This is a genomic window from Kosakonia sp. H02 (assembly GCA_030704225.1).
Taxonomy (GTDB): domain Bacteria; phylum Pseudomonadota; class Gammaproteobacteria; order Enterobacterales; family Enterobacteriaceae; genus Kosakonia.
Genome location: CP131915.1, coordinates 1,864,125 through 1,888,438, shown reverse-complemented (window position 1 = coordinate 1,888,438; position 24,314 = coordinate 1,864,125). Strand labels below are relative to the sequence as shown.

General features: G+C 54.9%; 18 protein-coding genes and 1 pseudogene. 7 read left to right on the top strand and 12 right to left on the bottom strand.

Translation table 11 applies throughout. From position 1 onward, the window contains the following. The first annotated feature begins 37 nt into the window (after nucleotides 1-37). A complete protein-coding gene (gene mltD, locus Q5705_08915; GenBank protein ID WLI78643.1) occupies nucleotides 38-1,408 on the top strand; it encodes a murein transglycosylase D in 1,371 nt (456 codons plus the stop codon). 61 nt (nucleotides 1,409-1,469) lie between these two features. On the opposite strand, the gene Q5705_08910 is transcribed toward mltD, so the two are convergent. After that, the gene (locus Q5705_08910) at nucleotides 1,470-2,270 is read right to left on the bottom strand and encodes an endonuclease/exonuclease/phosphatase family protein (GenBank protein ID WLI78642.1); all 801 of its coding nucleotides are present in this window, start codon (nucleotides 2,268-2,270) and stop codon (nucleotides 1,470-1,472) included. A gap of 217 nt (nucleotides 2,271-2,487) precedes the next feature. Between Q5705_08910 and yafC the strand changes: the two genes are divergently transcribed. Continuing rightward, nucleotides 2,488-3,384 carry a DNA-binding transcriptional regulator YafC gene (yafC, locus tag Q5705_08905; protein ID WLI78641.1) on the top strand — a complete coding sequence of 299 codons (897 nt, stop codon included), beginning with the start codon at nucleotides 2,488-2,490 and terminating at the stop codon, nucleotides 3,382-3,384. Nucleotides 3,385-3,420: 36 nt separating this feature from the next. Here yafC and dkgB read toward each other — a convergent pair whose 3' ends face one another. Then, nucleotides 3,421-4,224, bottom strand: coding sequence for a 2,5-didehydrogluconate reductase DkgB (dkgB, locus tag Q5705_08900; protein WLI78640.1), 804 nt, complete (start codon nucleotides 4,222-4,224; stop codon nucleotides 3,421-3,423). 195 nt (nucleotides 4,225-4,419) lie between these two features. On the opposite strand from dkgB, the gene Q5705_08895 reads away from it, so the two are divergent. The 3 genes and pseudogenes from Q5705_08895 to fabF all read left to right on the top strand — a co-directional run bounded on the left by Q5705_08895 (nucleotide 4,420) and on the right by fabF (nucleotide 6,807). Continuing rightward, complete coding sequence (locus Q5705_08895) at nucleotides 4,420-5,025, top strand: helix-turn-helix domain-containing protein (protein ID WLI78639.1); 606 nt, start codon at nucleotides 4,420-4,422, stop codon at nucleotides 5,023-5,025. 24 nt (nucleotides 5,026-5,049) lie between these two features. After that, nucleotides 5,050-5,507 (top strand): annotated as a pseudogene (locus Q5705_08890) (hypothetical protein). Nucleotides 5,508-5,526: 19 nt separating this feature from the next. Next, nucleotides 5,527-6,807 carry a beta-ketoacyl-ACP synthase II gene (gene fabF / locus Q5705_08885; protein ID WLI78638.1) on the top strand — a complete coding sequence of 427 codons (1,281 nt, stop codon included), beginning with the start codon at nucleotides 5,527-5,529 and terminating at the stop codon, nucleotides 6,805-6,807. Between the two features lie 302 nt (nucleotides 6,808-7,109). On the opposite strand, the gene phoH is transcribed toward fabF, so the two are convergent. The 5 genes from phoH to putP form a co-directional block, all read right to left on the bottom strand. Then, complete coding sequence (gene phoH, locus Q5705_08880; protein WLI78996.1) at nucleotides 7,110-7,898, bottom strand: phosphate starvation-inducible protein PhoH; 789 nt, start codon at nucleotides 7,896-7,898, stop codon at nucleotides 7,110-7,112. Between the two features lie 536 nt (nucleotides 7,899-8,434). Next, nucleotides 8,435-9,718: an iron uptake transporter deferrochelatase/peroxidase subunit gene (efeB, locus tag Q5705_08875; GenBank protein WLI78637.1), complete on the bottom strand. Its 1,284-nt coding sequence runs from the start codon at nucleotides 9,716-9,718 to the stop codon at nucleotides 8,435-8,437. Nucleotides 9,719-9,723: 5 nt separating this feature from the next. Next, the gene (efeO, locus tag Q5705_08870; GenBank protein ID WLI78636.1) at nucleotides 9,724-10,851 is read right to left on the bottom strand and encodes an iron uptake system protein EfeO; all 1,128 of its coding nucleotides are present in this window, start codon (nucleotides 10,849-10,851) and stop codon (nucleotides 9,724-9,726) included. 39 nt (nucleotides 10,852-10,890) lie between these two features. Beyond that, nucleotides 10,891-11,724 carry an iron uptake transporter permease EfeU gene (gene efeU, locus Q5705_08865; GenBank protein ID WLI78635.1) on the bottom strand — a complete coding sequence of 278 codons (834 nt, stop codon included), beginning with the start codon at nucleotides 11,722-11,724 and terminating at the stop codon, nucleotides 10,891-10,893. Nucleotides 11,725-11,936: 212 nt separating this feature from the next. Then, on the bottom strand, nucleotides 11,937-13,445 hold the full coding sequence (gene putP, locus Q5705_08860; protein ID WLI78634.1) for a sodium/proline symporter PutP: 1,509 nt from the start codon (nucleotides 13,443-13,445) through the stop codon (nucleotides 11,937-11,939). A gap of 416 nt (nucleotides 13,446-13,861) precedes the next feature. On the opposite strand from putP, the gene putA reads away from it, so the two are divergent. After that, on the top strand, nucleotides 13,862-17,821 hold the full coding sequence (gene putA, locus Q5705_08855; GenBank protein WLI78633.1) for a trifunctional transcriptional regulator/proline dehydrogenase/L-glutamate gamma-semialdehyde dehydrogenase: 3,960 nt from the start codon (nucleotides 13,862-13,864) through the stop codon (nucleotides 17,819-17,821). Nucleotides 17,822-18,026: 205 nt separating this feature from the next. Continuing rightward, entirely contained in the window at nucleotides 18,027-18,386 is a 360-nt protein-coding gene (locus Q5705_08850; GenBank protein WLI78632.1) for a DUF943 family protein, read from the top strand. A gap of 153 nt (nucleotides 18,387-18,539) precedes the next feature. On the opposite strand, the gene Q5705_08845 is transcribed toward Q5705_08850, so the two are convergent. Genes Q5705_08845 through Q5705_08825 form a run of 5 tightly spaced genes read right to left on the bottom strand, consistent with a single transcriptional unit; the run spans nucleotide 18,540 to nucleotide 24,228 of the window. Beyond that, nucleotides 18,540-19,142 carry an SIS domain-containing protein gene (locus tag Q5705_08845; GenBank protein WLI78631.1) on the bottom strand — a complete coding sequence of 201 codons (603 nt, stop codon included), beginning with the start codon at nucleotides 19,140-19,142 and terminating at the stop codon, nucleotides 18,540-18,542. Continuing rightward, nucleotides 19,139-20,776, bottom strand: coding sequence for an FGGY-family carbohydrate kinase (locus tag Q5705_08840; protein ID WLI78630.1), 1,638 nt, complete (start codon nucleotides 20,774-20,776; stop codon nucleotides 19,139-19,141). The genes Q5705_08845 and Q5705_08840 overlap by 4 nt, the downstream gene beginning before the upstream one ends. 15 nt (nucleotides 20,777-20,791) lie before the next feature. Further along, on the bottom strand, nucleotides 20,792-21,745 hold the full coding sequence (locus tag Q5705_08835) for an ABC transporter permease (protein WLI78629.1): 954 nt from the start codon (nucleotides 21,743-21,745) through the stop codon (nucleotides 20,792-20,794). A 1-nt stretch (nucleotide 21,746) separates the two neighbouring features. Then, on the bottom strand, nucleotides 21,747-22,736 hold the full coding sequence (locus Q5705_08830) for an ABC transporter permease (protein ID WLI78628.1): 990 nt from the start codon (nucleotides 22,734-22,736) through the stop codon (nucleotides 21,747-21,749). Beyond that, on the bottom strand, nucleotides 22,729-24,228 hold the full coding sequence (locus tag Q5705_08825; GenBank protein ID WLI78627.1) for a sugar ABC transporter ATP-binding protein: 1,500 nt from the start codon (nucleotides 24,226-24,228) through the stop codon (nucleotides 22,729-22,731). Before Q5705_08825 ends, Q5705_08830 begins: the two co-directional genes overlap by 8 nt. Nucleotides 24,229-24,314 lie beyond the last annotated feature (86 nt).

Genomic DNA, 24,314 nt, shown 5'->3' with positions numbered 1-24,314 from the left:
ATCGCTCGTCTTTTAAGCAACTACTATTGACACACACATGAAGGCAAAAGCGATATTATTCGCCTCTGTCCTGCTCGTGGGGTGCCAGGCGTCTAACCACGATGGCACGGTCCAACAGCACGCACAGAGCCTTTCTGCAGCTGGTCAAGGGGAAGCAGGGAAGTTTACAAGTCAGGCGCGGTGGATGGACGATGGGACACTCGCCGCCCAGAGTAACAGTGACTTGTGGACCTCCATTAGCGACGAGCTAAAGATGGGAATTCCGGAAAACAGCCGGATTCGCGAACAGAAACTGAAGTATTTGAACAATAAGAGCTATCTCCACGATGTAACTTTACGGGCAGAGCCGTATATGTACTGGATAGCAGGGCAAGTTAAAAAACGTAATATGCCCATGGAACTGGTACTACTACCCATAGTGGAGAGCGCTTTTAACCCGCACGCAACGTCTGGTGCCAATGCCGCTGGCATTTGGCAAATCATACCGAGCACCGGGCGAAATTATGGTTTAAAACAGACACGCAGCTACGATGCGCGTCGTGACATTGTGGCCTCTACCACGGCCGCACTCGACATGATGCAGCGTCTTAACCGTATGTTCGACGGCGACTGGTTATTGACAGTCGCGGCTTATAACAGCGGTGAAGGTCGTGTTCTGAAGGCGATGAAAGCGAACAAAGCACGGGGTAAGGCCACCGACTTCTGGTCACTTTCTTTGCCCTATGAAACAAAGATTTACGTTCCGAAAATGCTGGCATTGAGCGATATTCTCAAAAACAGCAAACGGTATGGCGTGAATCTGCCAACGCCGGATGAGAGCCGTGCGCTGGCACGCGTCAGGCTGAGCAGTCCGGTTGAGGTGAAACAGTTGGCCGAAATGGCGGGAATTTCCGTCAACAAGCTGAAAGCGTTTAACGCAGGCGTTAAAGGTTCGACGTTAGGCTCAGCAGGCCCGCAGTACGTAATGGTGCCGAAGAAACATGCCGATCAATTGCGTGAATCTCTGGCATCTGGCGAAATCGCCGCCGTACAGCCGACCTTGATGGCGGATAACACCCCGCTCTCCAGCCGGAGCTATAAGGTTCGCTCAGGCGACACGCTTTCTGCCATCGCGTCACGCCTCGGCGTAAGCACGAAGGATCTCCAGCAGTGGAATAATCTTCGTGGCGCGAATCTGAAAGTAGGCCAGAACCTGACAGTTGGCGCAGGCAGCAGTGCGCAACGTCTTGCCCGCAACAGCGATAGCATTACCTATCGCGTACGCAAAGGTGATTCGTTGTCGAGTATCGCGAAACGTCACGGCGTTAACATCAAAGATGTGATGCGCTGGAACACCGATACCGCAAACTTACAGCCGGGCGATCAGCTCACGCTTTTCGTGAAGAACAGCGCCACGCCGGATTCCTGATCGGATCCGATAAAAAAGCACCGTATTCCCCACGGTGCTTTTTTTTATCTTTTTTTAAGCGCTAATTCGGCGTTCTGCCAGGCGTAAACTCCACCAGAAGCGGGTTGTGGTCCGACGCACGCGTCACCAGCACCGACGCTTCCTCGACGTTTAAACCGCGATAAAACACAAAATCCAGCGGTCGCCCAAAAGCCCGCCGACGGTTGTCATCGGTAAAACGCACCTGGCGCAGCGACATCTCCCGCGCAAAACGATAAAGCGCATTCATTCGCGGGCGGCTCCAGGCATTGAAATCCCCGGCCATAATCACCGGCCCGGCATGATGGCCAATCTGGTCGCCAATGGGTAACAACTGTTTGCTGTAGACGTCCACACCGAGGCTGAAATTCACCGCATGGACATTCACCACCATCAAATTGCGCATATCTGGCAGCGGGTATACCGTAACCAGCGCCGACTTTGCCAGCCGTAATATCGGCTCGCGCTCACGCAGCGGACAGCAATAAACCGGATGCGCAGCCGAGAGTGTCATCACACCCGACGGATGCTGCGGCAGGACAAACGCTGGCACCTGGTCGGCGGCAAGATAGTTTGTCGTCGCAAAGCTCACTAATTCAGGCGTGGTTTGCGCTTCCTGCAACAGCACCAGATGGGCGTCTTTACCAAAGTTTTGCAGCACGGAGAGCCATTCAGCACGCTGCTGCTTGAAGATATTCCACACCAGTACGCGGATTTTCTCGTCCTGACTTAACGGAACACCCGCAGGCAAAGCCTTACCAATACTCGCGAAAGACCCCGGCGGTAAGATGCGCTCCGCAGGCTGTCCGGCAATATATCGCATAGCATAAGTATTCTTCGGCACTTCGGCTTTAAACCTCTTTGATTTCCGCGCCCGAACACCGGGGCGTCATTCAGTTATAGGGATTGTAGCCCATAGTTTCAACGACCAATCGCGAGAAAAGGCACGCCTTGTGGTTAATGGCACAGACATCGCCTGCCTGGCGTGGCGTCATCGCGGACGACATGGTTAAATACAGCCGCATATATAATCTCGTTGAAATGTTGCTACAGAGGCAATAATGAAAACCACTTCGGAAGAACTCGCAATTTTTGTTGCTGTCGTGGAAAGCGGCAGTTTCAGCCGGGCAGCAGAACGGCTGGGTCAGGCAAACTCGGCCATTAGCCGTTCAGTGAAGAAGCTGGAAAACAAGCTGGGTGTCAATCTGCTGAACCGCACCACGCGCCAGCTCAGCCTGACCGAAGAAGGCGAACGCTATTTTCGCCGTGTGCAAACTGTGTTGCAGGAGATGGCGGCGGCAGAAAACGAGGTGATGGAGAATAAATCTGTGCCGCGCGGCACACTGCGTATCGACGCAGCAACGCCGGTTGTGCTGCATTTTTTGATGCCATTGATAAAGCCGTTTCGTGAACGCTACCCGGAAATTAGCCTTTCGCTGGTTTCCAGCGAAACATTTATCAATCTGATTGAGCGCAAAGTTGATGTCGCTATTCGCGTTGGCAAACTGACCGACTCCAGCCTGCGCGCACGCCCGCTATTTAAAAGCTATCGCAAAATTATTGCCTCGCCCGATTACATTGCCCATCACGGCAAGCCAGAAACCGCTGAAGCGTTACGTGACCATGTTTGTCTTGGTTTTACCGAGCCGGCTTCTCTGAACATCTGGCCGGTCGCTTCTGCCGACGGGCAACTGCTCGAAGTGACACCAGAGATCTCGTCAAATAGCGGCGAAACCCTGAAACATCTCTGCCTGAGCGGCAACGGTATCGCCAGTTTATCGGACTATATGATTGACAAAGAGTTGGCGAGTGGGGAGTTGGTGGAGTTACTGACGGACAAACTGCTGCCGGTGGAGATGCCCTTTAGCGCCGTGTATTACAGCGATCGGGCAGTAAGTACGCGTATCCGCGCCTTTATCGATTTTATTAGCGAGCATATGTCGCAGACGAGCGAGTAGTAAAAACGGGAGCCGAAGCTCCCGTTGTGTTGCATCTTAATCCCACTCTGGCGCAAGGCCTTCCGGGCTGACCAGACGGTCATTGCAATCCAGTTTGGCAATGTCTGCTTTATCCTGCGCATCCAGCTTCAGCGACTGCGCTTGCAGGTTGCTCGCCAGGTTCTCACGCTTGGTGGAAGACGGGATCACCGCATAACCTTCACCCATCGCCCAGGCGAGGATCACTTGCGCTGGCGTCGCGTTGTGTTTCTGCGCGATACGGCCGATCACTTCATCCTTCAGCGCTTTACCGTAAGCCAGCGTCATGTAAGAGGTGATGTGAATACCTTGCTGTTTCGCCCACTCCACCACTTTACGGTTTTGCAGATACGGCGACAGCTCAATCTGATTCGTCGCGATATTTTCCGCGCCAACGGCAGCAATAGCCTGTTCCATCAACGGAATGGTGAAGTTTGACACACCAATCTGGCGCGTCAGCCCCTGCTCTTTCGCTTTCAGCAGTTGCTGCATAGACACTGCAACCGGCACAGCCGCGCCCGGTGAAGGCCAGTGGATCAGGGTTAAATCAACGTAATCGGTACCGAGTTTTTTCAGGCTCTCTTTCAGGCTTGGGATCAGCAAGTCTTCGCCCAGGTTTTCCGTCCAGATTTTGGTGGTGATAAACAGCTCTTCACGCGCAACACCGCTCTGGGCAAGCGCTTCGCCAATAGCGGCTTCGTTGCCATAAATCTGCGCGGTATCAATCACGCGATAGCCTAATTCAAGCGCATTTTTCACCGAGGCGATAACGGCTTCATCTGTTAAACGGAAGGTACCCAAACCAAATGCAGGGATAGACATAAAAATTCCTCTTTTCGTCAATTCAAAACGGATGCAGCGATTATCCCGGTCCGGGGCAAGCGGAAAAAGGGGCAAAAAAGCAGAGGATTTTTGCAGCTCACGCAATAGTGCGTAACGCAGCAAATTGAGTTGCTTGCATTTTGAAAGTCACTATGTCACTTTGAGCGCAGTTGATTACCCTCCGTGAGACGGACCATGAAAAATGAACCGCTTTGCCACGCTCCCTGCCCCATCGCCCGCAGCCTTGGGCGCATTGGCGATAGCTGGAGCATGATTATCCTGCGCGATGCTTTTGCCGGTTTTACTCGCTTTGATGAGTTCCAGAAAAGCGCCAATGTCGCACCCAATATCCTCTCCCGACGCCTGAAAGAGCTGGTCGATGACGGGCTGATGGAAAAAGTGAGCTACAGCACGACACCGCCACGCTATGAATATCATCTCACCGCTCTGGGCCGCGATTTCCGCCCGGTGATCCTTGCGTTAGCGGAATGGGGTAATCGCTATTTTTCACCAGAAGGGGCGCAAATTCAGCTGGTTGAACGCAAAACAGAACGCCCTGTCGAAGCGATTATGGTCGATAAGGCAACCGGGGAACCCATTACCTCAGAGAAATATGTTCTGGCTCCCGGCCCGGCAGCTTCACCGGTGATCCATTACCGCCATGACTATTTGCAACGCAAACGCGCCGGAGATAGTGCGCAAAAATTCATGCCGCAGCAGTATGCAGGTGCCGATCATGATACTGGCCAGCAAGAAGAGAGCGCTGGCTGTTTGCCGCTTCCGCTGCGGGGTGCGGATTAATTCAGCATCACGCTGCTCGCCGTCTCGCTGGGCTGCTACTTCTCGTTTATGGCAGGGGTAGGCATCTTTGCTACGATCTATCTAACACCGCTGTTTCCTGGAACTGTTCGTGGTTTTAGCGCGCTGAAAATTGGTCTGGCGGTATTTTTAACCGGTCTCTTTCAGGTGCTCTCAATTCCCTTCTACGCCTGGCTTGCCAATCGCGTAGATCTCCGTTGGCTGTTGATGGCAGGCCTGTTCGGGTTTGCATTTTCGATGTACAGCTTTATTCCGCTAACGCATGAGTGGGGAGCGCGGGAATTGCTGCGACCACAAGCGTTTCGTCGGAACTCGTCGGTAGCGCAGCGCTGAAAAACCTTTCCGCACTTGCGTTACGGGAGGCGCGCACGCAGGCATTTTCAGATGTTTTTTACCTGATCATGCCTGGCTTTTTGTTTACTGTGCTGCTTGTTTCCTTAATGAAAAAGCCGCAGACATCATGATATTTCAGGAGAATTGATTATGAGCGTTTCACAAAAACGCATCGTCGTGACAGGAATGGGGATCGTCAGCCCGCTGGGCTGCGGCGTATCGCATGTCTGGCAGTCGCTGCTACAAGGAAAATCCGGGATCTCTCGTCTTGATGACGAGATTGTCGACGATATCCCGTGTAAAGTCGCTGGCAGAGTGCTCTCCATTGAGGAAGAACCACTGCACGGGTTTGATCCGTTAATGGCGATCCCGGCAAAAGATCGCAAAAAAATGGACCGCTTTATTGAGTTTGCGTTGGTTGCAGCAAAAGAAGCGCTGACGCAAGCGGACTGGTTTCCTCAGGATGAAGCGGAAAAAGATCGTACGGCAACGGTGATCGCTACCGGCATTGGCGGATTTAGTGAAATAGCCAACGCAGTTCATACAACTGATTTACGCGGGCCGCGCCGACTTTCACCTTTCACCATTCCCTCGTTTCTTGCCAACCTTGCCGCTGGACATGTTTCCATCATGCACGGTTTTAGGGGGCCGATTGGTGCGCCAGTAACGGCGTGCGCCGCCGGTGCGCAGGCCATTGGCGATGCGGCACGACTTATCCGCAATGGTGAGGCTGATATCGCCTTATGCGGTGGAAGTGAGGCCGCGATCCACCGGGTGAGTCTGGGCGGATTTGCGGCAGCAAAAGCGTTGTCGAGCAGTTTTAATGACGATCCGCCAGCGGCATCGCGCCCCTTTGACCGCGATCGTGACGGCTTTGTCATGGGAGAAGGCGCAGGGTTATTGGTTATTGAATCCCTGGATCATGCGATTGCGCGTGGTGCGACACCGCTGGCTGAACTGGTGGGATACGGAACCAGCGCCGACGCTTATCACCTCACTGGCGCGCCGGAAGATGGTAACGGTGCACGGCGTGCGATTGAGACGGCTATCCGCCAGGCTGATATTACAGCGGCGGACATTCAGCACATCAACGCGCATGCCACGTCAACCCAGGTGGGTGATAAAGGGGAACTGGCAGCGATTAAGGGTGTGTTTGGCGAAACGAGTTCGGTGGCGATTACGTCAACGAAATCAGCGACGGGGCACTTACTGGGCGCGGCGGGTGGTATTGAAGCGATTTTTACTATTCAGGCTTTGCGTGAGCAGATTGTTCCGCCGACGTTGAATTTACATCATCCTGATGAAGGTGCCGATGGATTGAATCTGGTGGCACTAACCGCTCGGCCGTTTGAGATGCGCTATGCGCTGTCGAACGGATTCGGTTTTGGCGGGGTTAATGCCAGCCTGCTGCTGAAACGCTGGGAAGCGTAAAAACAAAGGGCTTATTGGCCCTTTTTTGTAAACAACAGACGAAAAAAAACCGTATCTCGTGAGAGATACGGTTTTTAAAATAAGTGGCGGAACGGACGGGACTCGAACCCGCGACCCCCTGCGGCATGCAAATGCGGGCTTTTTTTTCGCATATTGCAAATGCCAGGGGATGAGAATCCCCGACCGGGCGCCGGATGGCGGCTTCGCCTTATCAGTCCTACACGCCACGGCCACCTCATATTCCTGCACAAAAAATAAAACCCGGTTTCCCGGGTTTTATCATTAACCAAAAACCAAACCGCTTAATCGTACGCTTTCAATGTACGTTGACAGAGCGCAGAGCGGACGCAGTCATCTTTGTTAAAGCGGACGACCCCAATCATCTCGTCTTCCTCAAAACGCGCCAGCGCATCGCTCAACCCCGATTTCACACCGGAAGGCAAATCACACTGGGTAATATCACCGTTGACTATCACGGTCACGTTCTCCCCGAGGCGCGTCAAAAACATCTTCATTTGCGCAGCGGTGACATTCTGAGCCTCGTCAAGAATAACCACCGCATTTTCAAAGGTACGTCCGCGCATATAGGCGAACGGCGCGATTTCCACCTTGCCAATCTCAGGTCGCAGGCAGTATTGCATAAAGGACGCGCCCAGGCGCTTCAACAGCACGTCATAGACGGGCCGGAAATAAGGCGCGAACTTCTCCGACATATCGCCAGGTAAGAAGCCAAGATCTTCATCGGCTTGCAGGACCGGCCGGGTCACAATAATCCTCTCCACATCCTTATGGATCAGGGCCTCGGCAGCTTTCGCCGCGCTGATCCACGTTTTCCCACAACCTGCTTCGCCTGTGGCGAAGATCAGCTGTTTACTCTCAATAGCATTCAGGTAGTGCTCCTGAGCTTCGTTACGGGCAGCAATTGGAGAACTATCACGGCTGTCCCGCGCCATGCCAATTGATTCTACGCCGCTCATCTGCACAAGCGAGGTGACCGACTCTTCTTCACGTTGTTTGTGACTGCGTGAATCACGTCTTAGCACGCGTTTCGCTTCACGACGAGCTTTGATCACTGCTTTCTGTCTTCCCATGGATAGCACCTTGAGTTGTTGGTTTACATCACACGCGTCGGATTCGACGCGATTATGCGCACGAACGTCTGAGGGTTGGCTTCCTTGTAAGCCTTGGCTTGCCTTTGAAAATGATGTGGCAGAGCGATTGGCATCGTTTACCACATCGTCAGAATGGGATACGGAAAAAGAGGAGGAAAATTCAGGGGCGAAGAAGTCGTTGCCGGAGGTTGAGCCCCCGAGCCGGGTTTTGCGTGGTCGTTTTGTTTGTCCGCTACAGGACTTTACCATCCGCGATCTCCAGAAAAACTTCATCACCGCAGGGGATAACCGTTATTACTACTTATCTTAGAGAGTAGCATCATTGCAACATTATTTTTACGAAATCATAACGTGCAAGACCTCTGCGTCGTTAAACAGAGTCTCTGCGAAGAATATTACAGAAAAATAACAGATACTTTCTAATACGAAAAAATGATAGCTGGATGGCAGAAAAAGTATGTCAAATTGCAACAGATAACAGAATATCCTGCCCGGAGGCGGGCAGGATAGGATCTTCAGGCTTCAAGGAGAGGCTGAGCCAGATAGCGGCTGGCCTCTTTCACGCCCGGCAACACAAAGAAGTAGCCGCCGCCAATCGGGCGAATATACTCCTCCAGCGCCTCGCCATTGAGCCGTTTTTGTACCGTCAGGAACCCTTTTTCCAGATCGTGTTGGTAGCAGACAAACAGCAAGCCCATATCAAGTTGACCCGAGTGGGTGACGCCAAGCGAATAGCTGTATCCCCGACGCATCATCAGGCTCGATTGCGTCTCTTTGGTACGCGGGTTCGCCAGGCGAATATGGCTGTCGAGGGCAATCACATCCCCGTCAGGGTCACTGGCATAATCCGGCACATCATGCTCATTCTTCATGCCAAGCGGCGCGCCAGAATGCTTATCCCGACCGAAAATAGTCTGCTGCTCTTTCAGCGGCGTGCGATCCCAGAACTCCACGTGAAACTGGATAATCCGCACCGCCTGGTAACTGCCACCTACCGCCCACGTCGGTTCGCCCTGCTCGCCAGTAACCCACACCACCTCGTTCATCAGCGCAGGATCGCTGCTGTCCGGATTGGCAGTACCGTCTTTAAAGCCCAGCAGATTCACCGGCGTCTCTTTCCCCCAGCTGCGCGCTGCATGATCGGAAATAAACCCTTCCCGTTTCCAGCGCACACTGAGTAAATCCGGCGTGTGTTTAATCACATCCCGCAGCGCATGGATAACCGTATCCTGGGTGTTGGCGCAGATTTGCAGCAACAGATCGCCGTGGCACAGCGCCGCATCAAGGGAATCGTTGGGAAAACGCCCCATCTTTTGCAGCTTTTTCGGCATCTGCGGGCGTAAACCAAAGCGCTCATCAAATAGCGACTGACCAACAGACACGGTGATGGTCAGGTTATCCGGAGCGATAAACGGCCCAAGAATGCCGGAATCCATCGGCGGCAGGCGCGGGTTGGGCGTATCCGGGGCCGGGCCGCCGGAGGTGAGAAAAGTAATGCGCTGTGTCAGTAAGCGAAACAAACGTTCAAGGTCAGACTTATCTGCCGCCAGCACATCAAAGGCCACCAGCATCATCGACGCCTGTTGCGCAGTCAACACGCCCGCCTGGTGCTCGCCATAAAAGGGCTGTTTTTCCATACGCGAATCGGGCGAGAGCGTACCTGGCGCGCTTTGCGGTTTCGCCGCATGAGCAACAGGGCAACCGCCGGTAAGCGCAAGCGCGCCTCCCAGCGCGCCCATACTTTTTAATAAACGACGCCGGGAAGGTTCACTGACGTCGTTATCATCATGTTGTTTCATGGTTGTTAGTCCAGACCCAGCACACCGCGAAGCTGCGCCAGATCTTCCGCCAGCGTGGTGATCGGCCCTTTCAGCGCATTGCGATCGGCCTCGGTCAACTTGTCGTACGTTTCGAAGCCCTCTTTAGTGCGGTATTTCGCCAGAATGCTGTCCACTTTCTTGAAGTTGGTATCGACTTTCGCCAGCAGTCCGGCGTTCTCTTTCTGCAATTGCGGACGCAGTAAATCGACAATTTTCTGTGCGCCGTCAACGTTCGCCTGGAAATCCCACAGATCGGTGTGGCTGTAGCGATCTTCTTCGCCACTGATTTTGCTTGCCGCCACTTCTTCAATCAGACCGGCAGCGCCGCCCACCACTTTTGACGGCGGGAACGCCAGCTCATTGATTCGCGTTTGCAGATCAAGGACATCGCGATTGAGCTGGTCGGCGTAGTGGCCCATATCTTTGGTGGTGTTGTCGCCGAACAGTGCTTTTTCCAGACGGTGGAAACCAGTGAACTTCGGATCGTCCGCTTTTTTCTCGTAATCATCTTCGCGGGCATCGATGCTGCCATCCAGATCGGAGAACAGTTCCGCAATCGGTTCAATACGCTCATAGTGCTGACGCGTTGGCGCATACAGTGCTTTTGCTTTTTCGATATCGCCCGCTTTCACCGCGTCGGTAAAGGCTTTGGTACCGGAAACAAGCTGTGCGGTTTCTGCCACCACATAGGCTTTATAGTCGGTGATCGCCCCGCTCAGGCTCAGCAACGCATCGCCTTTTGCTGCATCAGCCGTGGCTTCACCTTTCACGATAAGTTTGCCTTTCGGGTTGGTGAGCAGCCCGCAGGTCATCTCATATTCGCCCGGCTGCAAATTGGCGGTCAGCTTCTGGCTAAATCCTGGCGCGATATTTTCGCGCTCTTCCACCACCATCACGCCTTTGAGGATCTCCCACTCCAGTGCTTTCTGGCTGTGGTTGAGAATAATAAACTGCGTTTTGCCCGCGTTAACCGTCAGGTTCATCGGCTCACACTGCTTGTCCGTGACCGTCACTTTTACCTGCGGAACATCCGCCGCCTGAACACCAAAAGCGCAAGAAATCAACGCCGCAATCCCGAGTTGTAATGCACTACGACGAAAATGAGTAGCCATGACCTTTCCTTTAATGAGTATGTTGTAACTAGAAAGCGATTATGGTGCCGCCCTTGAAGGCTGCGTACCGGCGCGTGGAGGTGAGATAAACAGCACCAGCGCCGGGATCAAATAGGCAAAGTAGACGAACACTTCGCTGACGCTTGGCGTTTCCTGATAACCCAAAATCCCTTCAAGTAACGTGCCGGTGAGCGAATGCGTGGTCAGCACGTTGCTTAAATCAAACGCCACATCCTGGAAGTGATTCCACAGGCCGGCTTCATGGAAGGCGCGAATTGCACCCGCAGCCAGCCCGGCGGCGACAAAGAGAATAAACAGGCTGGTCCATTTAAAAAATGCGCCAAGATTCAGGCGCACACCGCCCCAGTAAAGCAGAAAACCGAGCACCACGGCGGTGGTTAAACCCAGCACCGCGCCAAGCGGCGGCCAAATGCCCACATCTTGCTGAAATGCCGCCAGCAGGAAGAACACCGACTCCAGCCCTTCACGCGCTACGGCGAAAAAGACCATCAGGATCAGCGCCCAGCCGTGGTTGTTACTGCGCGCAAGTGCGGTATCCACCGCCTGCTCTAACTGGACTTTTACGTTGCGCGACACTTTGCGCATCCAGAACACCATCCACGTGAGGATAACCACCGCAATCACCGCCACGATGCCTTCGAATAACTCCTGCTCTTTTTGCGGGAACTCGCCGGTGGTTTCGTTAATGGCAATCCCTAACCCCAGGCAGAGCGCCGCAGCAAGGAACACGCCAACCCACATCACGCCTATCCATCGCCCGCGCTGGGTGCGTTTCAGGTAGCTGGCAATCAGGCTCACGATCAGCGCCGCTTCAAGGCCTTCACGTAACATAATGAGAAATGGAACAAACATGGAGAACGCCCTTAATGTCATGCGCAGTCAGAAGGTGCAAAGAAAAGTAAATTGCAGTGATAGTGATTATCATTACGCAAAAAAGAAACTCAAGCGAAATATGTTCAGAATGATAACTGGATGTAAACGCGTAGCGGGCTAACCCGGCCCCGCCGCGCGTCAGGCAAATAAAGAGGGATAAAAAAACCCGCCGTAGCGGGTTTGAGATTACTTTATTCGACCGCCACACGGGACGGCGGCGCAGAATGGTAATGCGCATCGGCCTCGGCGAAACGCTGCTGCATCGCGGCGGTTGGCGCTTTACCCATCAAGCTGAACGCCACAATCCCGATGCTGCCAAACAGGAAGCCCGGAATGATTTCGTACAGATCCAGCCAGGCGTAATGTTTCCAGACTATGACCGTAACCGCACCAATAACCATCCCTGCCAGCGCGCCGTTACGCGTCATGCGCGACCACATCACCGAGAACAGCACCACCGGGCCAAACGCCGCACCGAAACCTGCCCATGCATAGCTCACCAAGCCCAGCACGCGGTTTTCCGGATTCGCGGCCAGCGAAATGGCTACCAGCGCCACCAGCAGCACCATTGCGCGGCCAACCCAAACCAGCTCTTTCTGGCTCGCGCCTTTACGCAGAAACGCTTTGTAAAAATCTTCCGTGATAGCGCTAGAACACACCAACAGCTGGCAGCTCAGGGTCGACATCACCGCCGCGAGGATCGCTGACAGCAACACTCCGGCAACCCACGGGTTAAACAGCAACTGCGCCAGTTCGATAAACACGCGCTCGGCGTTCTGGTTCACCGCGCCTGCCAGCGACGGATTATTGTTGAAGTAAGCAATGCCGAAGAACCCCACTGCCACTGCACCCGCAAGGCAAAGGATCATCCACGCCATACTGATGCGACGCGCATGCACAATCGTGTGGTGGGAATCCGCCGCCATAAAACGCGCCAGAATATGCGGCTGGCCGAAGTAACCAAGCCCCCAGCCCATCAGCGACACAATGGCGACGAAATTGAGGCCTTTTAGCATATCGACGTTTTCAATGCTTTTTTGCTTGATTACTTCCATGGAATCACCGAAACCACCCACGGAGATAATGACAATCACCGGCGTCAGGATCAGCGCGAAAATCATCAGGCTGGCCTGCACGGTATCCGTCCAACTGATCGCCAGAAAACCGCCAATAAAGGTGTAAATAATGGTGGCTGCGGCCCCGGCCCACAACGCCGTTTCATAGCTCATGCCGAAGGTGCTTTCGAACAGACGTGCCCCCGCCACAATGCCGGATGCACAATAGATAGTGAAGAAAATGAGGATCACCAGCGCGGAGATAATACGCAGCAGACGGCTGTTATCTTCGAAACGCCCGGTGAAATAATCGGGTAAGGTCAGGGCATTATTGTTCGCCTCGGTATGTACGCGCAGGCGGCCAGCAACCAGTTTCCAGTTAATCCATGCCCCCAGCGTCAGGCCAATGGCAATCCAGCTTTCAGAGATACCGGAAATAAAAATCGCCCCCGGTAATCCCATCAGCAGCCAGCCGCTCATATCCGATGCCCCTGCCGATAACGCGGTGACTAACGGACCAAGGCGGCGACCACCGAGAATATAATCGTCAAAGTTTTTCGTTGATCGCCAGGCGATAAAACCAATCAGTAACATGCCAAAGATATAAACAAGAAAGGTCACCAGCATCGGTGTGCTCATTGCCATAAACAGTCTCCAGGTCCTTCGTCGACAAATTTCTATTTGCCGTTTTTATCCATCGCCGGAACGTAGCGATGGTGCGTATGTATTATTAGAAGCGCCCGTATCCTGCCGGAAGCGTCACTTATTCACAATTGATTTAACACAGCATTTACATCGAATTCATCCCGTCAGGGATAACTTTTCATGATAGGTTGCACTTCGTCACAGTTTTAAAGGTTGCACCTTTAAAAAGTGTTATCAACTGCATAAATCCTGGCGCAGCAGTGAATTACCCCGTCGCCATTACGCTTACCACTAATTAACAATTGATTCATTCCGTACCTTGCCAGCCATGTCACATTTAACAAGGTTGCACAAAGTTGCAACATGGTGGATATTTCTGCGTATTCTGCAAAACAACATAAAAACAGGAGCAAAGCATGGGCACCACCACTATGGGGGTCAAGCTTGATGATGCAACACGCGAAAGGATTAAAGCCGCTGCGGCAACCATCGACCGCACACCACACTGGCTTATTAAACAAGCCATTTTTAACTTCCTTGAAAAGCTGGAAAGCAGCGACGGATTACCGGAACTGAACAATACACAGGCCAACGGGCCGCAGGAGGATGACGCCAGCGCGGTGATTGAAGAGAGCCCACAGCCATTCCTCGATTTTGCCGAACAGATCCTGCCGCAATCCGTTTCCCGTTCCGCCATTACCGGCGCGTGGCGCTGGGCCGAAACCGATGCCGTGCCGATGTTGCTTGAACAGGCGCGTTTGCCGCAGCCGGTGGCAGAAAACGCGCATAAACTGGCTTACCAGTTAGCGGAAAAATTACGTCATCAAAAAACCGCCTCCGGTCGTGCGGGCATGGTGCAGAGCCTGTTGCAGGAGTTTTCTCTCTCATCACAGGAAGGCGTGGCGCTGATGTGCCTCGCGGAAGCGCTGCTGCGTATTCCCGATAAAGCGACGCGTGATGCGCTGATCCGCGACAAGATCAGCAACGGCAACTGGCAGTCGCACATTGGCCGCAGCCCGTCGCTGTTTGTCAATGCCGCCACCTGGGGTTTGTTGTTTACTGGCCGCCTGGTCTCCACGCATAACGAAGCCAACCTCTCCCGTTCGCTGAACCGCATTATCGGCAAGAGCGGCGAGCCGCTGATCCGCAAGGGTGTGGATATGGCGATGCGCCTGATGGGCGAGCAGTTTGTGACCGGCGAAACCATCGCCGAAGCGCTGGCGAACGCCCGCAAGCTCGAGGAGAAAGGGTTCCGTTACTCTTACGATATGCTCGGTGAAGCGGCACTCACCGCTGCCGACGCGCAGGCGTATATGGTCTCCTATCAACAGGCGATCAATGCCATCGGCAAAGCGTCGAATGGACGCGGGATTTACGAAGGGCCGGGGATCTCCATTAAGCTTTCTGCCCTGCACCCACGCTACAGCCGCGCGCAGTACGACAGAGTGATGGAGGAACTGTACCCGCGTCTAAAATCCTTAACCCTGCTGGCGCGCCAGTACGACATCGGGATCAATATTGATGCTGAAGAGGCCGACAGGCTGGAAATCTCCCTCGATCTGCTGGAAAAACTCTGCTTTGAGCCGGAACTGGCAGGCTGGAACGGGATTGGTTTTGTGATTCAGGCCTACCAGAAACGCTGCCCGTTTGTGATTGATTACCTGATTGATTTAGCGACCCGCAGCCGTCGCCGCCTGATGATCCGCCTGGTGAAAGGCGCGTACTGGGACAGCGAAATCAAACGCGCGCAGATGGAAGGCCTGGAGGGTTATCCGGTTTATACCCGCAAGGTCTACACCGATGTCTCTTATATCGCCTGCGCGAAAAAATTGCTCGCGGTGCCAAACCTGATTTACCCGCAGTTCGCTACCCATAACGCCCATACGCTGGCGGCGATTTATCAACTCGCCGGGCAGAACTATTATCCAGGCCAGTATGAGTTCCAGTGCCTGCACGGCATGGGGGAACCGCTGTACGAGCAGGTGGTGGGTAAAGTTGCCGACGGCAAACTGAACCGCCCGTGCCGTATTTACGCCCCGGTCGGCACCCATGAAACCTTACTGGCGTACCTGGTGCGTCGCCTGCTGGAAAACGGCGCCAACACTTCGTTTGTTAACCGCATCGCCGATAATACGCTGCCGCTGGACGCGCTGGTGGCAGATCCGGTTGCCGAAGTGGAGAAACTCGCCGCCCAGGAAGGCCAGGTCGGCCTGCCGCATCCGAAAATTGCCCTGCCCCGCGCGCTGTATGGCGAAGGACGCATCAATTCAGCAGGCCTCGATCTGGCGAATGAACACCGGCTGGCCTCCCTCTCCTCGGCACTGCTTAATAGCGCAGCGCAAAAATGGTATGCCCGCCCGGTACTGGAAGAAACCGTGATGGAAGGCGACGCTGCGGCGGTAATCAACCCGGCCGAGCCGAAAGATATTGTCGGCTATGTGGTGGAAGCAAGCGAAACCCAGGTGAACCAGGCGCTGGATAACGCCGTAAACCATGCGCCCATCTGGTTTGCCACACCGCCGCAGGAGCGAGCCGCGATTCTGCAACGCGCCGCAGTGCTGATGGAAGATAACATGCAAACGCTTATCGGCATTCTGGTGCGCGAAGCGGGCAAAACCTTCAGCAACGCCATTGCCGAAGTGCGCGAGGCGGTGGATTTCCTGCGCTATTACGCCGGTCAGGTGAACACCGACTTTGATAACGAAACGCACCGTCCGTTGGGCCCGGTGGTTTGTATCAGCCCGTGGAACTTCCCACTGGCTATCTTTACCGGGCAGATTGCCGCTGCGCTGGCGGCAGGCAACAGTGTGCTGGCAAAACCCGCCGAACAGACGCCGCTGATTGCTGCCCAGGGCGTGCAACTCCTGCTGGAAGCGGGCGTGCCAGCGGGCGTGTTGCAACTGTTACCGGGTCGCGGTGAAACCGTCGGGGCACAATTAACAACGGATGCGCGCGTGCGCGGCGTGATGTTTACCGGCTCTACCGACGTTGCCACCCTGCTGCAACGTAATATCGCCACCCGCCTTGATGCGCAAGGCCGCCCGACGCCGCTTATCGCCGAAACCGGCGGCATGAACGCGATGATTGTTGATTCGTCTGCCCTCACCGAACAGGTGGTGGTTGATGTGCTGGCGTCAGCGTTCGACAGCGCTGGTCAACGCTGCTCGGCGCTGCGCGTGCTCTGCCTGCAAGATGATATTGCTGAGCACACGCTGACCATGTTGCGTGGCGCGATGGCCGAATGCCGGATGGGTAATCCGGGACGTCTGACCACAGACATTGGCCCGGTTATCGATGCGGAGGCGAAAGCCACTATCGATAAGCATATTCAGGCGATGCAGGCCAAAGGGCGCACCGTTTTCCAGGCCGCACGGGAAAACAGCGAAGATGCCCGCGAATGGCGCACCGGCACTTTTGTGCCGCCAACGCTGATTGAACTGGAAAGCTTCGATGAGCTGAAAAAAGAGATCTTCGGCCCGGTGCTGCATGTGGTGCGTTACTCGCGTAACCAGCTTGATCAGTTGATCGCGCAGATTAACGCCTCCGGTTACGGTTTAACGCTCGGCGTGCATACCCGCATTGATGAAACTATCGCCCAGGTGACGGGCAATGCCCATGTCGGCAACCTGTATGTAAACCGCAATATGGTTGGCGCAGTGGTTGGCGTACAGCCGTTTGGCGGCGAAGGCTTGTCCGGCACCGGTCCGAAAGCCGGTGGGCCGCTCTATCTCTATCGTCTGTTGAGCAATCGCCCGGAAAATGCCGTGCTGAAAACGCTGGCACGCCACGATGCTGAGCGTCCGCTGGATGCGCAGTTGAGATCCGTGCTGACGCAGCCGCTGGACGCGTTAACGGCATGGGCAGAAAACCGCCCTGAACTGCAACAGGTTTGTCGTCAGTTCGGCGAGCTGGCGCAGGCGGGCACACAGCGTCTGCTGCCAGGCCCAACCGGCGAGCGCAACACCTGGACGCTGGCTCCGCGCGAGCGGGTGTTGTGCGTTGCCGATAACGAGCAGGATGCGCTGGTGCAACTGGCGGCGGTGATGGCAAGCGGTAGCCAGGCGCTGTGGCCGGACGATACGCTACACCGTGAGTTAGCCAGACAGCTTCCGGCGAGCATCAGCCAACGCATTCAGTTCGCCAAAGCCGATGCTCTGATGGCGCAAGCGTTCGATGCGGTGATTTTCCACGGCGATTCCGATCAACTTGTCAGCCTGTGCGAAAGCGTTGCCGCCCGCGATGGCGCGATTGTCTCAGTCCAGGGTTTTGCACGCGGAGAAACCAATATCCTGCTCGAACGCCTGTGGCTGGAGCGTTCGCTCAGCGTCAACACCGCGGCTGCGGGCGGTAATGCCAGCCTGATGACGATTGGTTAATAAGTCATCTGGATATTCAGAGTTGTTTTCAAACCGCTAAGACAGGCACCTTATGGGTGCCTTTTTATTTGTGATTGAGCACAAATGCTGATAATTAACCACACTCTATCAACCAGATCAAAAACGCTTTAACAGAATACGACGTCAGGAATATGCGGGTTTTCACTAATAAGGGAAGTTACTTAAAAAATAAAAGGGTCAAAAAATGCTCAAATCTAAGTCGCTCATTCTTATACTCTTTGCATTAGCAGTTGCGTTTATCTATATAAATTTTTTCAGACAAGCCGAGATCATGGCAACCGACCAGCAGCTCAATTTTGCTAATGTTGCGGTGAAAAACTTTCCGTTAACCGAAAGCGGAAAAAAAGAGTGGTGGAAAGAGAATAAACAAATATTGCAAAAGCATTTTAAGATACCGACCCCGGCAAAAAATGGCGATTGGTATATCAGCATTTGGAACTATGGTGAGGGTTTTAAAGCAAAACCCACAGGTGACATTAGAATTTTCAATTCAGATACGCAAGATATGGTGTGTTTTAATAATGACCGCGAAAAATGCATATAGAATGATCTTATTATGCGAATTGAAAATAATAAAAGAGGCGGCATTGATATTCTACTTGGCGATAAAAAAATACCCGTGGAATAAATTAACAGGCCGGGTCCACCCGGCAAAATGCCCGATAGCGCTTCGCTTATCGGGCATCAAAAAAGCGCCTTACGGCGCTTTTTTTCTTAACGTTAAGCCGACATCGCCGCCGGGGTGCACGGCGAGCAGTGTCTCCTTCGAATAACCACTTTCACTCATCAGGCAGGCGCAGGCGGCGTCGAAAATCGCCAGCACCAGCACAATTGAGGTGGTCGCCAGCATATTCAGCGGATCGATTTCCCGCTGCACGCCGGTGGAGATAACTAACCGTGAGGCCAGCGCAATTGCCGATGCGTGGTTTTCCGTCACGCTGATAATCGGAATATCTTTCACCGCCAGCCCTGGCAGCAGACGCGTCAACTCCTCAGAATTGCCGCCGCGCGACAGCATAATCACCAGGTCGTTAGCATCAAGAAACCCTAAATCACCGTGCGCGGCATCGGTGGCATTAAGATAAATGGCCGGGCGCTCGACGCAGGCCAGCATATGGGCGATTTTACGCGCCGCAATGCCGGAGGTGCCGACGCCGGTGACCACAATCTTGCCCTTACAACCGCGCAGCTCCGCCATCAATGCCGCCCAGGTCTCTTCGCTAAGGCGGCCACTCAGCGCCGCCAGCTCTTCGCTGTAAGTTTGCCAGGCGCCACAGGCCTGCTGCCAGCTACTGCTCATGCCTCCTCCTGCATCAGCGAACGGTACTTCATATGATCTTCGTACATCTGGTGAAACACGGTGTATTTGCGATCGTAATACTGTTTGATGCGATTGGTCTGCGGCGTCACGGTTTTACCAATGCGGCTCATCGCCGACATCGCTTCCGGGAAGCTATCGAACACGCCAGCCGCCACGGTGCCCATCATCGCGCCGCCCAACAGCATCGCTTCGCTCTCTTCCGGCAGCAACATCGCGCAACCGGTGGCATTGGCATGTTCCTGGACAAAAATTGGGTTTTTCGTGCCGCCACCGCTCGCCATTACCGTATCGATGCTGTAACCACTTTGATTCATGGTTTCGATAATATGCCGCGTACCGAGGGCGATAGCCTGGATAGTCGCCAGATATTGCAACGCCATATCTTCTGGCGTACGCGACAGTTTCAACCCGCTGATCACCCCGGTCAGGGTCGGGTTGGCGCGCGGGGAACGGTTACCGTGGAAGTACGGCAGAATATGAATATCGCGGGTCAGGAAGGCGATATTCTCCGGTTCCCCGGCCATTTTGCGCAGCAGCGCATTCAGCACTTCGTAAATGGTTTGCCCCTGGGTTTTTGCCTGCGCGAGCAGCGTGTCATAGCAAGGGTGCGACTGAATAATATGGTCGATTAACGCCCCGGTCGCCGACTGCCCGCCTTCGTTCAGCCAGTAGCCCGGCAGCACCGCGGAGTAATACGGCCCCCAGACGCCGCTGATAAAACGCGCCTGCGGTGAAATTGCCATATGCCCGGTGGAGGTGCCGCCAATCAGCGCCACGCGCCGGTCGAAATCCGCCACTTCACCGGATGGGCCGCTGGCACCGAGCGTACCAAGGGTACCGGCATGGGCATCAATAATCGACACGCTCACCGCCGTACCCGGCATCAAGCCCATTTCTGTGGCGGCGCGCTGCGTCAGGCCCCGCCCCAGCGGTTCACCCATGGTTTTCACATAGCGGCCAATTTTTTCGGCATCATGCTCCAGCAAGTCTTCCAGGCCAATCTGGCGGAAATAGCTGGTGTCCCACTTGTCTTCGTGACCCATATAGGTCCACTTACACACCGTTGAGCAGAGTGAACGCGTATCATCACCGGTCGCCCGCCAGGTCAGGAAATCCGGCAGATCAAAATAGTACCCGGCGTTGGCCCAGGTGTTCGGCATATGCTGCTTCAGCCACAGCAGCTTGGGCGTTTGCATCTCTGGCGAGATTATCCCGCCGACATAATCCAGCACCCGATGGTGCATGGCGTTGATGCGGTCTGCCTGCGAAATCGCACGGTGATCCATCCACACAATAATGTTCTGCTCGCTGCGACCGGAGGGGCTGATAGTCAGCGGATTCCCCTCTTTGTCGAGCACCACCAGCGAACAGGTGGCATCAAACCCCAGACCTTTCACCTGGATCGGGTTGATATCCGCCTGGTTGACGGCATCGCGCACGGCGTTGCACACCGCCTGCCAGATATTGTCGGAAGATTGCTCGACAAAATCAGCCTGCGGGCGGTAAAGCTCAATGGCCCGGCTCGCCTGGCTGACCATCCGGCCCGTCAGATCAAAGATGCCTGCACGCGCGCTGCCGGTCCCCACATCCACACCAATAAAGTAGCTCGCCATTTTTTTCTCCTGAAATCAGGCTTTACGATTCTGTAATGCGATAAAGAGGATCAGCACCGCGCCCCAGAGCGCCATCGTCAGATAACTGCTGATACCCAACAAGTTAAAGCCACTTTCCAGCATCTGGAGTACCACCAGCGCCAACACCAGACCGAGCACACGGCCAAAGCCGCCGTCCGGGTTAATGCCGCCGAGCACCGAAGCCAGAATGGTCACCAGAAGATAAGACTCGCCATAACCCGCTTTCGCCGAGTTGAATTTCGCCATCATCAAAATGGCGGCCACCCAACCGAGGATTGCCGAGATGACATACACCGAGATTTGCACACGCACGGTGTTCACGCCGCTGTAGCGCGTGGCCTGCTCGTTGGAGCCCACAAGATAGAGGCTGCGCCCGAGCGTAGTATGTTCCAACAGTACCCACAGCAGCAGCGCGACCGCGAGAAACAGCAGCAGCGCCACGGGGATGCCAACAATAGTGGCGTTCCCCAGGTATTGAATTGCCGTCGGGAAGCCGGAGATAACCGTGCCGTTGGAAAGCAGAATATTGAGGCCGGAAATCAGCGTCATGGTGCCGAGCGTGGCGAGGATCGGCGAGACACCAATCCATGCCACCAGCGCACCATTAAGAACGCCAATCGCCACCGCCACCAACAGCCCGGCGATCAACGCCAGCCCCAGGAAAAGCGGATTGTCAGGATGACTGACAATCACCGCGGCCATCACCAGCGAACAGGCATTGGCACCGGCAATGATCGACAGGTTAATGCCGCCGGTCAGCATGGTAATGCCCATACCGAGCGCTAACATGCCGAGGATCGGCAGTTGCGAACCGATGGACTGGAAGTTGGCGACGCTGAAAAAACGCCCGCCAAGCAGCGCGGAAAAGACCAGCGCAACGACGATGATAATCACGCATTGCAAGCGAATGATGGCATCACCGGGCAGGATTCGGACGATGGATTTCATCTTAAAGCTCCCTTGCGAGTTTGCGTTTTTCATGCCACGCGGTCGCGCTGATGCTCACCAGAATAATCGCGCCGCTAAACACCATATGCCAGTAAGAGGAGACGCCAAGCAACGTTAACCCGTTCTGTAAGAAGGCAAGCAGAATCACCCCCAGCAGCGTGCCGGTCAGCGTGCCGCGCCCGCCGGACATACTGGTGCCACCGAGTACCACTGCCGCCAGTACCGTCAGTTCAAAACCGAGCAGCGAGTTGGGCGCCACCGACTGGGTGATCTGCGCCTGTACCACGGCCGCCACGCCCGCCAGAATGCCCATATAGCCGTAAACATAAAAATGCAGTTTCAGCAGGTTCAGCCCCAGGCGAGACGCCGCATCGCGGTTGCCGCCCATGGCGTAAATCTGCCGCCCCAGGCGGGTGTAGTTCATCAGCACGGCGGTAAAAATTATGGTCGCGCCGAGGCACAGCAGCGGCAGGGTTAACCCGTAGTCATAGCCGTCCGAACCGGTAAAGGAGAACCAGTTGATGCCGTTCATAAACCAGTCCGGGAAGCCGTACAGCCAGGTGCCTTTGGTGGCATAGACCAGCAGGCCGTAATAGACGTTCAGCGTGGCGATGGTAATGATGATCGCTGGCACACGTAGCCAGTAGACGAGGAAACCGTTGACCAGCCCGAGCACAAGCCCGACGGCCATTGAGAGAGCCAGCGCCAGCGCGAAGTTGCCGCCGTGGGCAATCACCCAACTGGCCATCGCATATTGCGCAATTGCCGTCATTGCCGGGAACGAGATATCAATCCCGCCGGAGATCAGCACCACAAACAGCCCGCAGGCGAGAATGCCGAGAATGGCATAGCTGGTGGCGACATCCGTCAGGTTGCCAAGGGTTAAAAACTCATCGGTACGGATACTGAGCCCGACCGCAAGGGCAACGACCAGCAAGCCTAACCAGAATTCATGTTGCCCGATAAGCCGGGCAAGCGAGGCGTTACGCATTCACCACCTCCGCGATCTCCTGTTCTGTACAGCGGTGCGGGTTAAATTCCGCCACCAGTTCACCCTGGCGCATTACCAGCACGCGATGGCTGTTGTAATAGGCTTCCGGGATTTCGTCACAAATCATCAGCACGGCCATCCCCTGCTCTGCCAACTGGCGGGCAATCTGATAGATGCCCTCTTTGTTGGCGATATCGACGCCGACGGTAGGCGAGTCGAGGATCAAAATACGCGGTTGCGTGGCAACCCATTTAGCAATGGCGATGCGTTGTGCATTCCCGCCAGAGAGCGTTTTCACCGGCAAGCGGGGATCGGAGACTTTGATGTTCAGATTGCGGATCAGATCGCTCACCAGTTGCCCGGCTTTGGCGTGATCGAGCAAGCCGCTACGGGTATGTAATTTGTCGAAGACGGTGACGATGGTGTTGTCATAGATTGACTGCTCCATAATCAACCCCTGCGTTAAGCGGTCTTCCGAGACATAGCCGATCCCGTGGCGGATAGCGTCATGGTTGTTACGCAGCTTCACCGGCTTGTCATTGATGCGGATCTCGCCATCTTCCGGCTTCGTCATACCAAACAGGCTCATGCACAACTCGGTGCGCCCGGAACCCAGCAGGCCGACAATCGACACGATTTCGCCGCTGCGCAGCGCGAGGTTGATATCGCGGTATTTGCCCTTGCGGCTCAAATGGCGCAGCTCCAGCATTGGCGGTTGTTCGACCGACGGTTTTTCTGGTAGCGGGCTGTAGTGAAAACGTTGCCCGGTCATCAGATACGCCAGTTCATGGCTGTCGAGCTCGCTCGCCGGCCAGGTGCCGATCAGTTTGCCGTCGCGCATCACGCTGATGCGATCCGCAACTTCCATCACCTCATCCAGACGATGGCTGACAAACACCACGCAAATACCAGCAGCTTTCAATTCATTCACCACGCGCAGTAAGCCGTTCACTTCCTGGCGGGTGAGCGACGCGGTGGGTTCATCCATGATAACCAACCGGGCTTCGGCGGCAATCGCGCGGCAAATTGCCACTAATTGACGGTCGGCGATGGAGAGTTTTTCTACTTTCTTATCCGGGTCGAGGCGCACGCCAATGCGCGCCATCGCCGCCAGCGCTTGCGTGCGCATGGCGCTACGACGCACCCAGATATCGCCGCCGGGTAAATAGCGATGCAGGGCGATATTTTCCGCGACGCTGAAATTGGGGAATAACGACAGATCCTGGTAAATCACCTGAATGCCGTAATGGGCGGAAAGCGGCGGCGTGAGATGGTGAAACAGCTTGCCGTCGAGCTCTATGTTGGCCCCTTTTTCCGGGTGATAGACCCCGGAGATAACCTTGATGATGGTGCTTTTTCCGCAGCCGTTTTGCCCCGCCAGGCAGTGAACTTCGCCTTTTTTCAGCGTTAAATTCACATTGTCCAGCGCCAGCACGCCCGGGAATTGCTTGCTGATATTCTCAAGGGTGATAAATGCGGTGGTGTCGCTCATCGACAATACCTCTGCCAGCGCCCGAAAGGGGCGCGAGGTTAAAATCTGCGGCGGAAGAGCCGGCCTGACGGCCGGCGTTCCGGTTC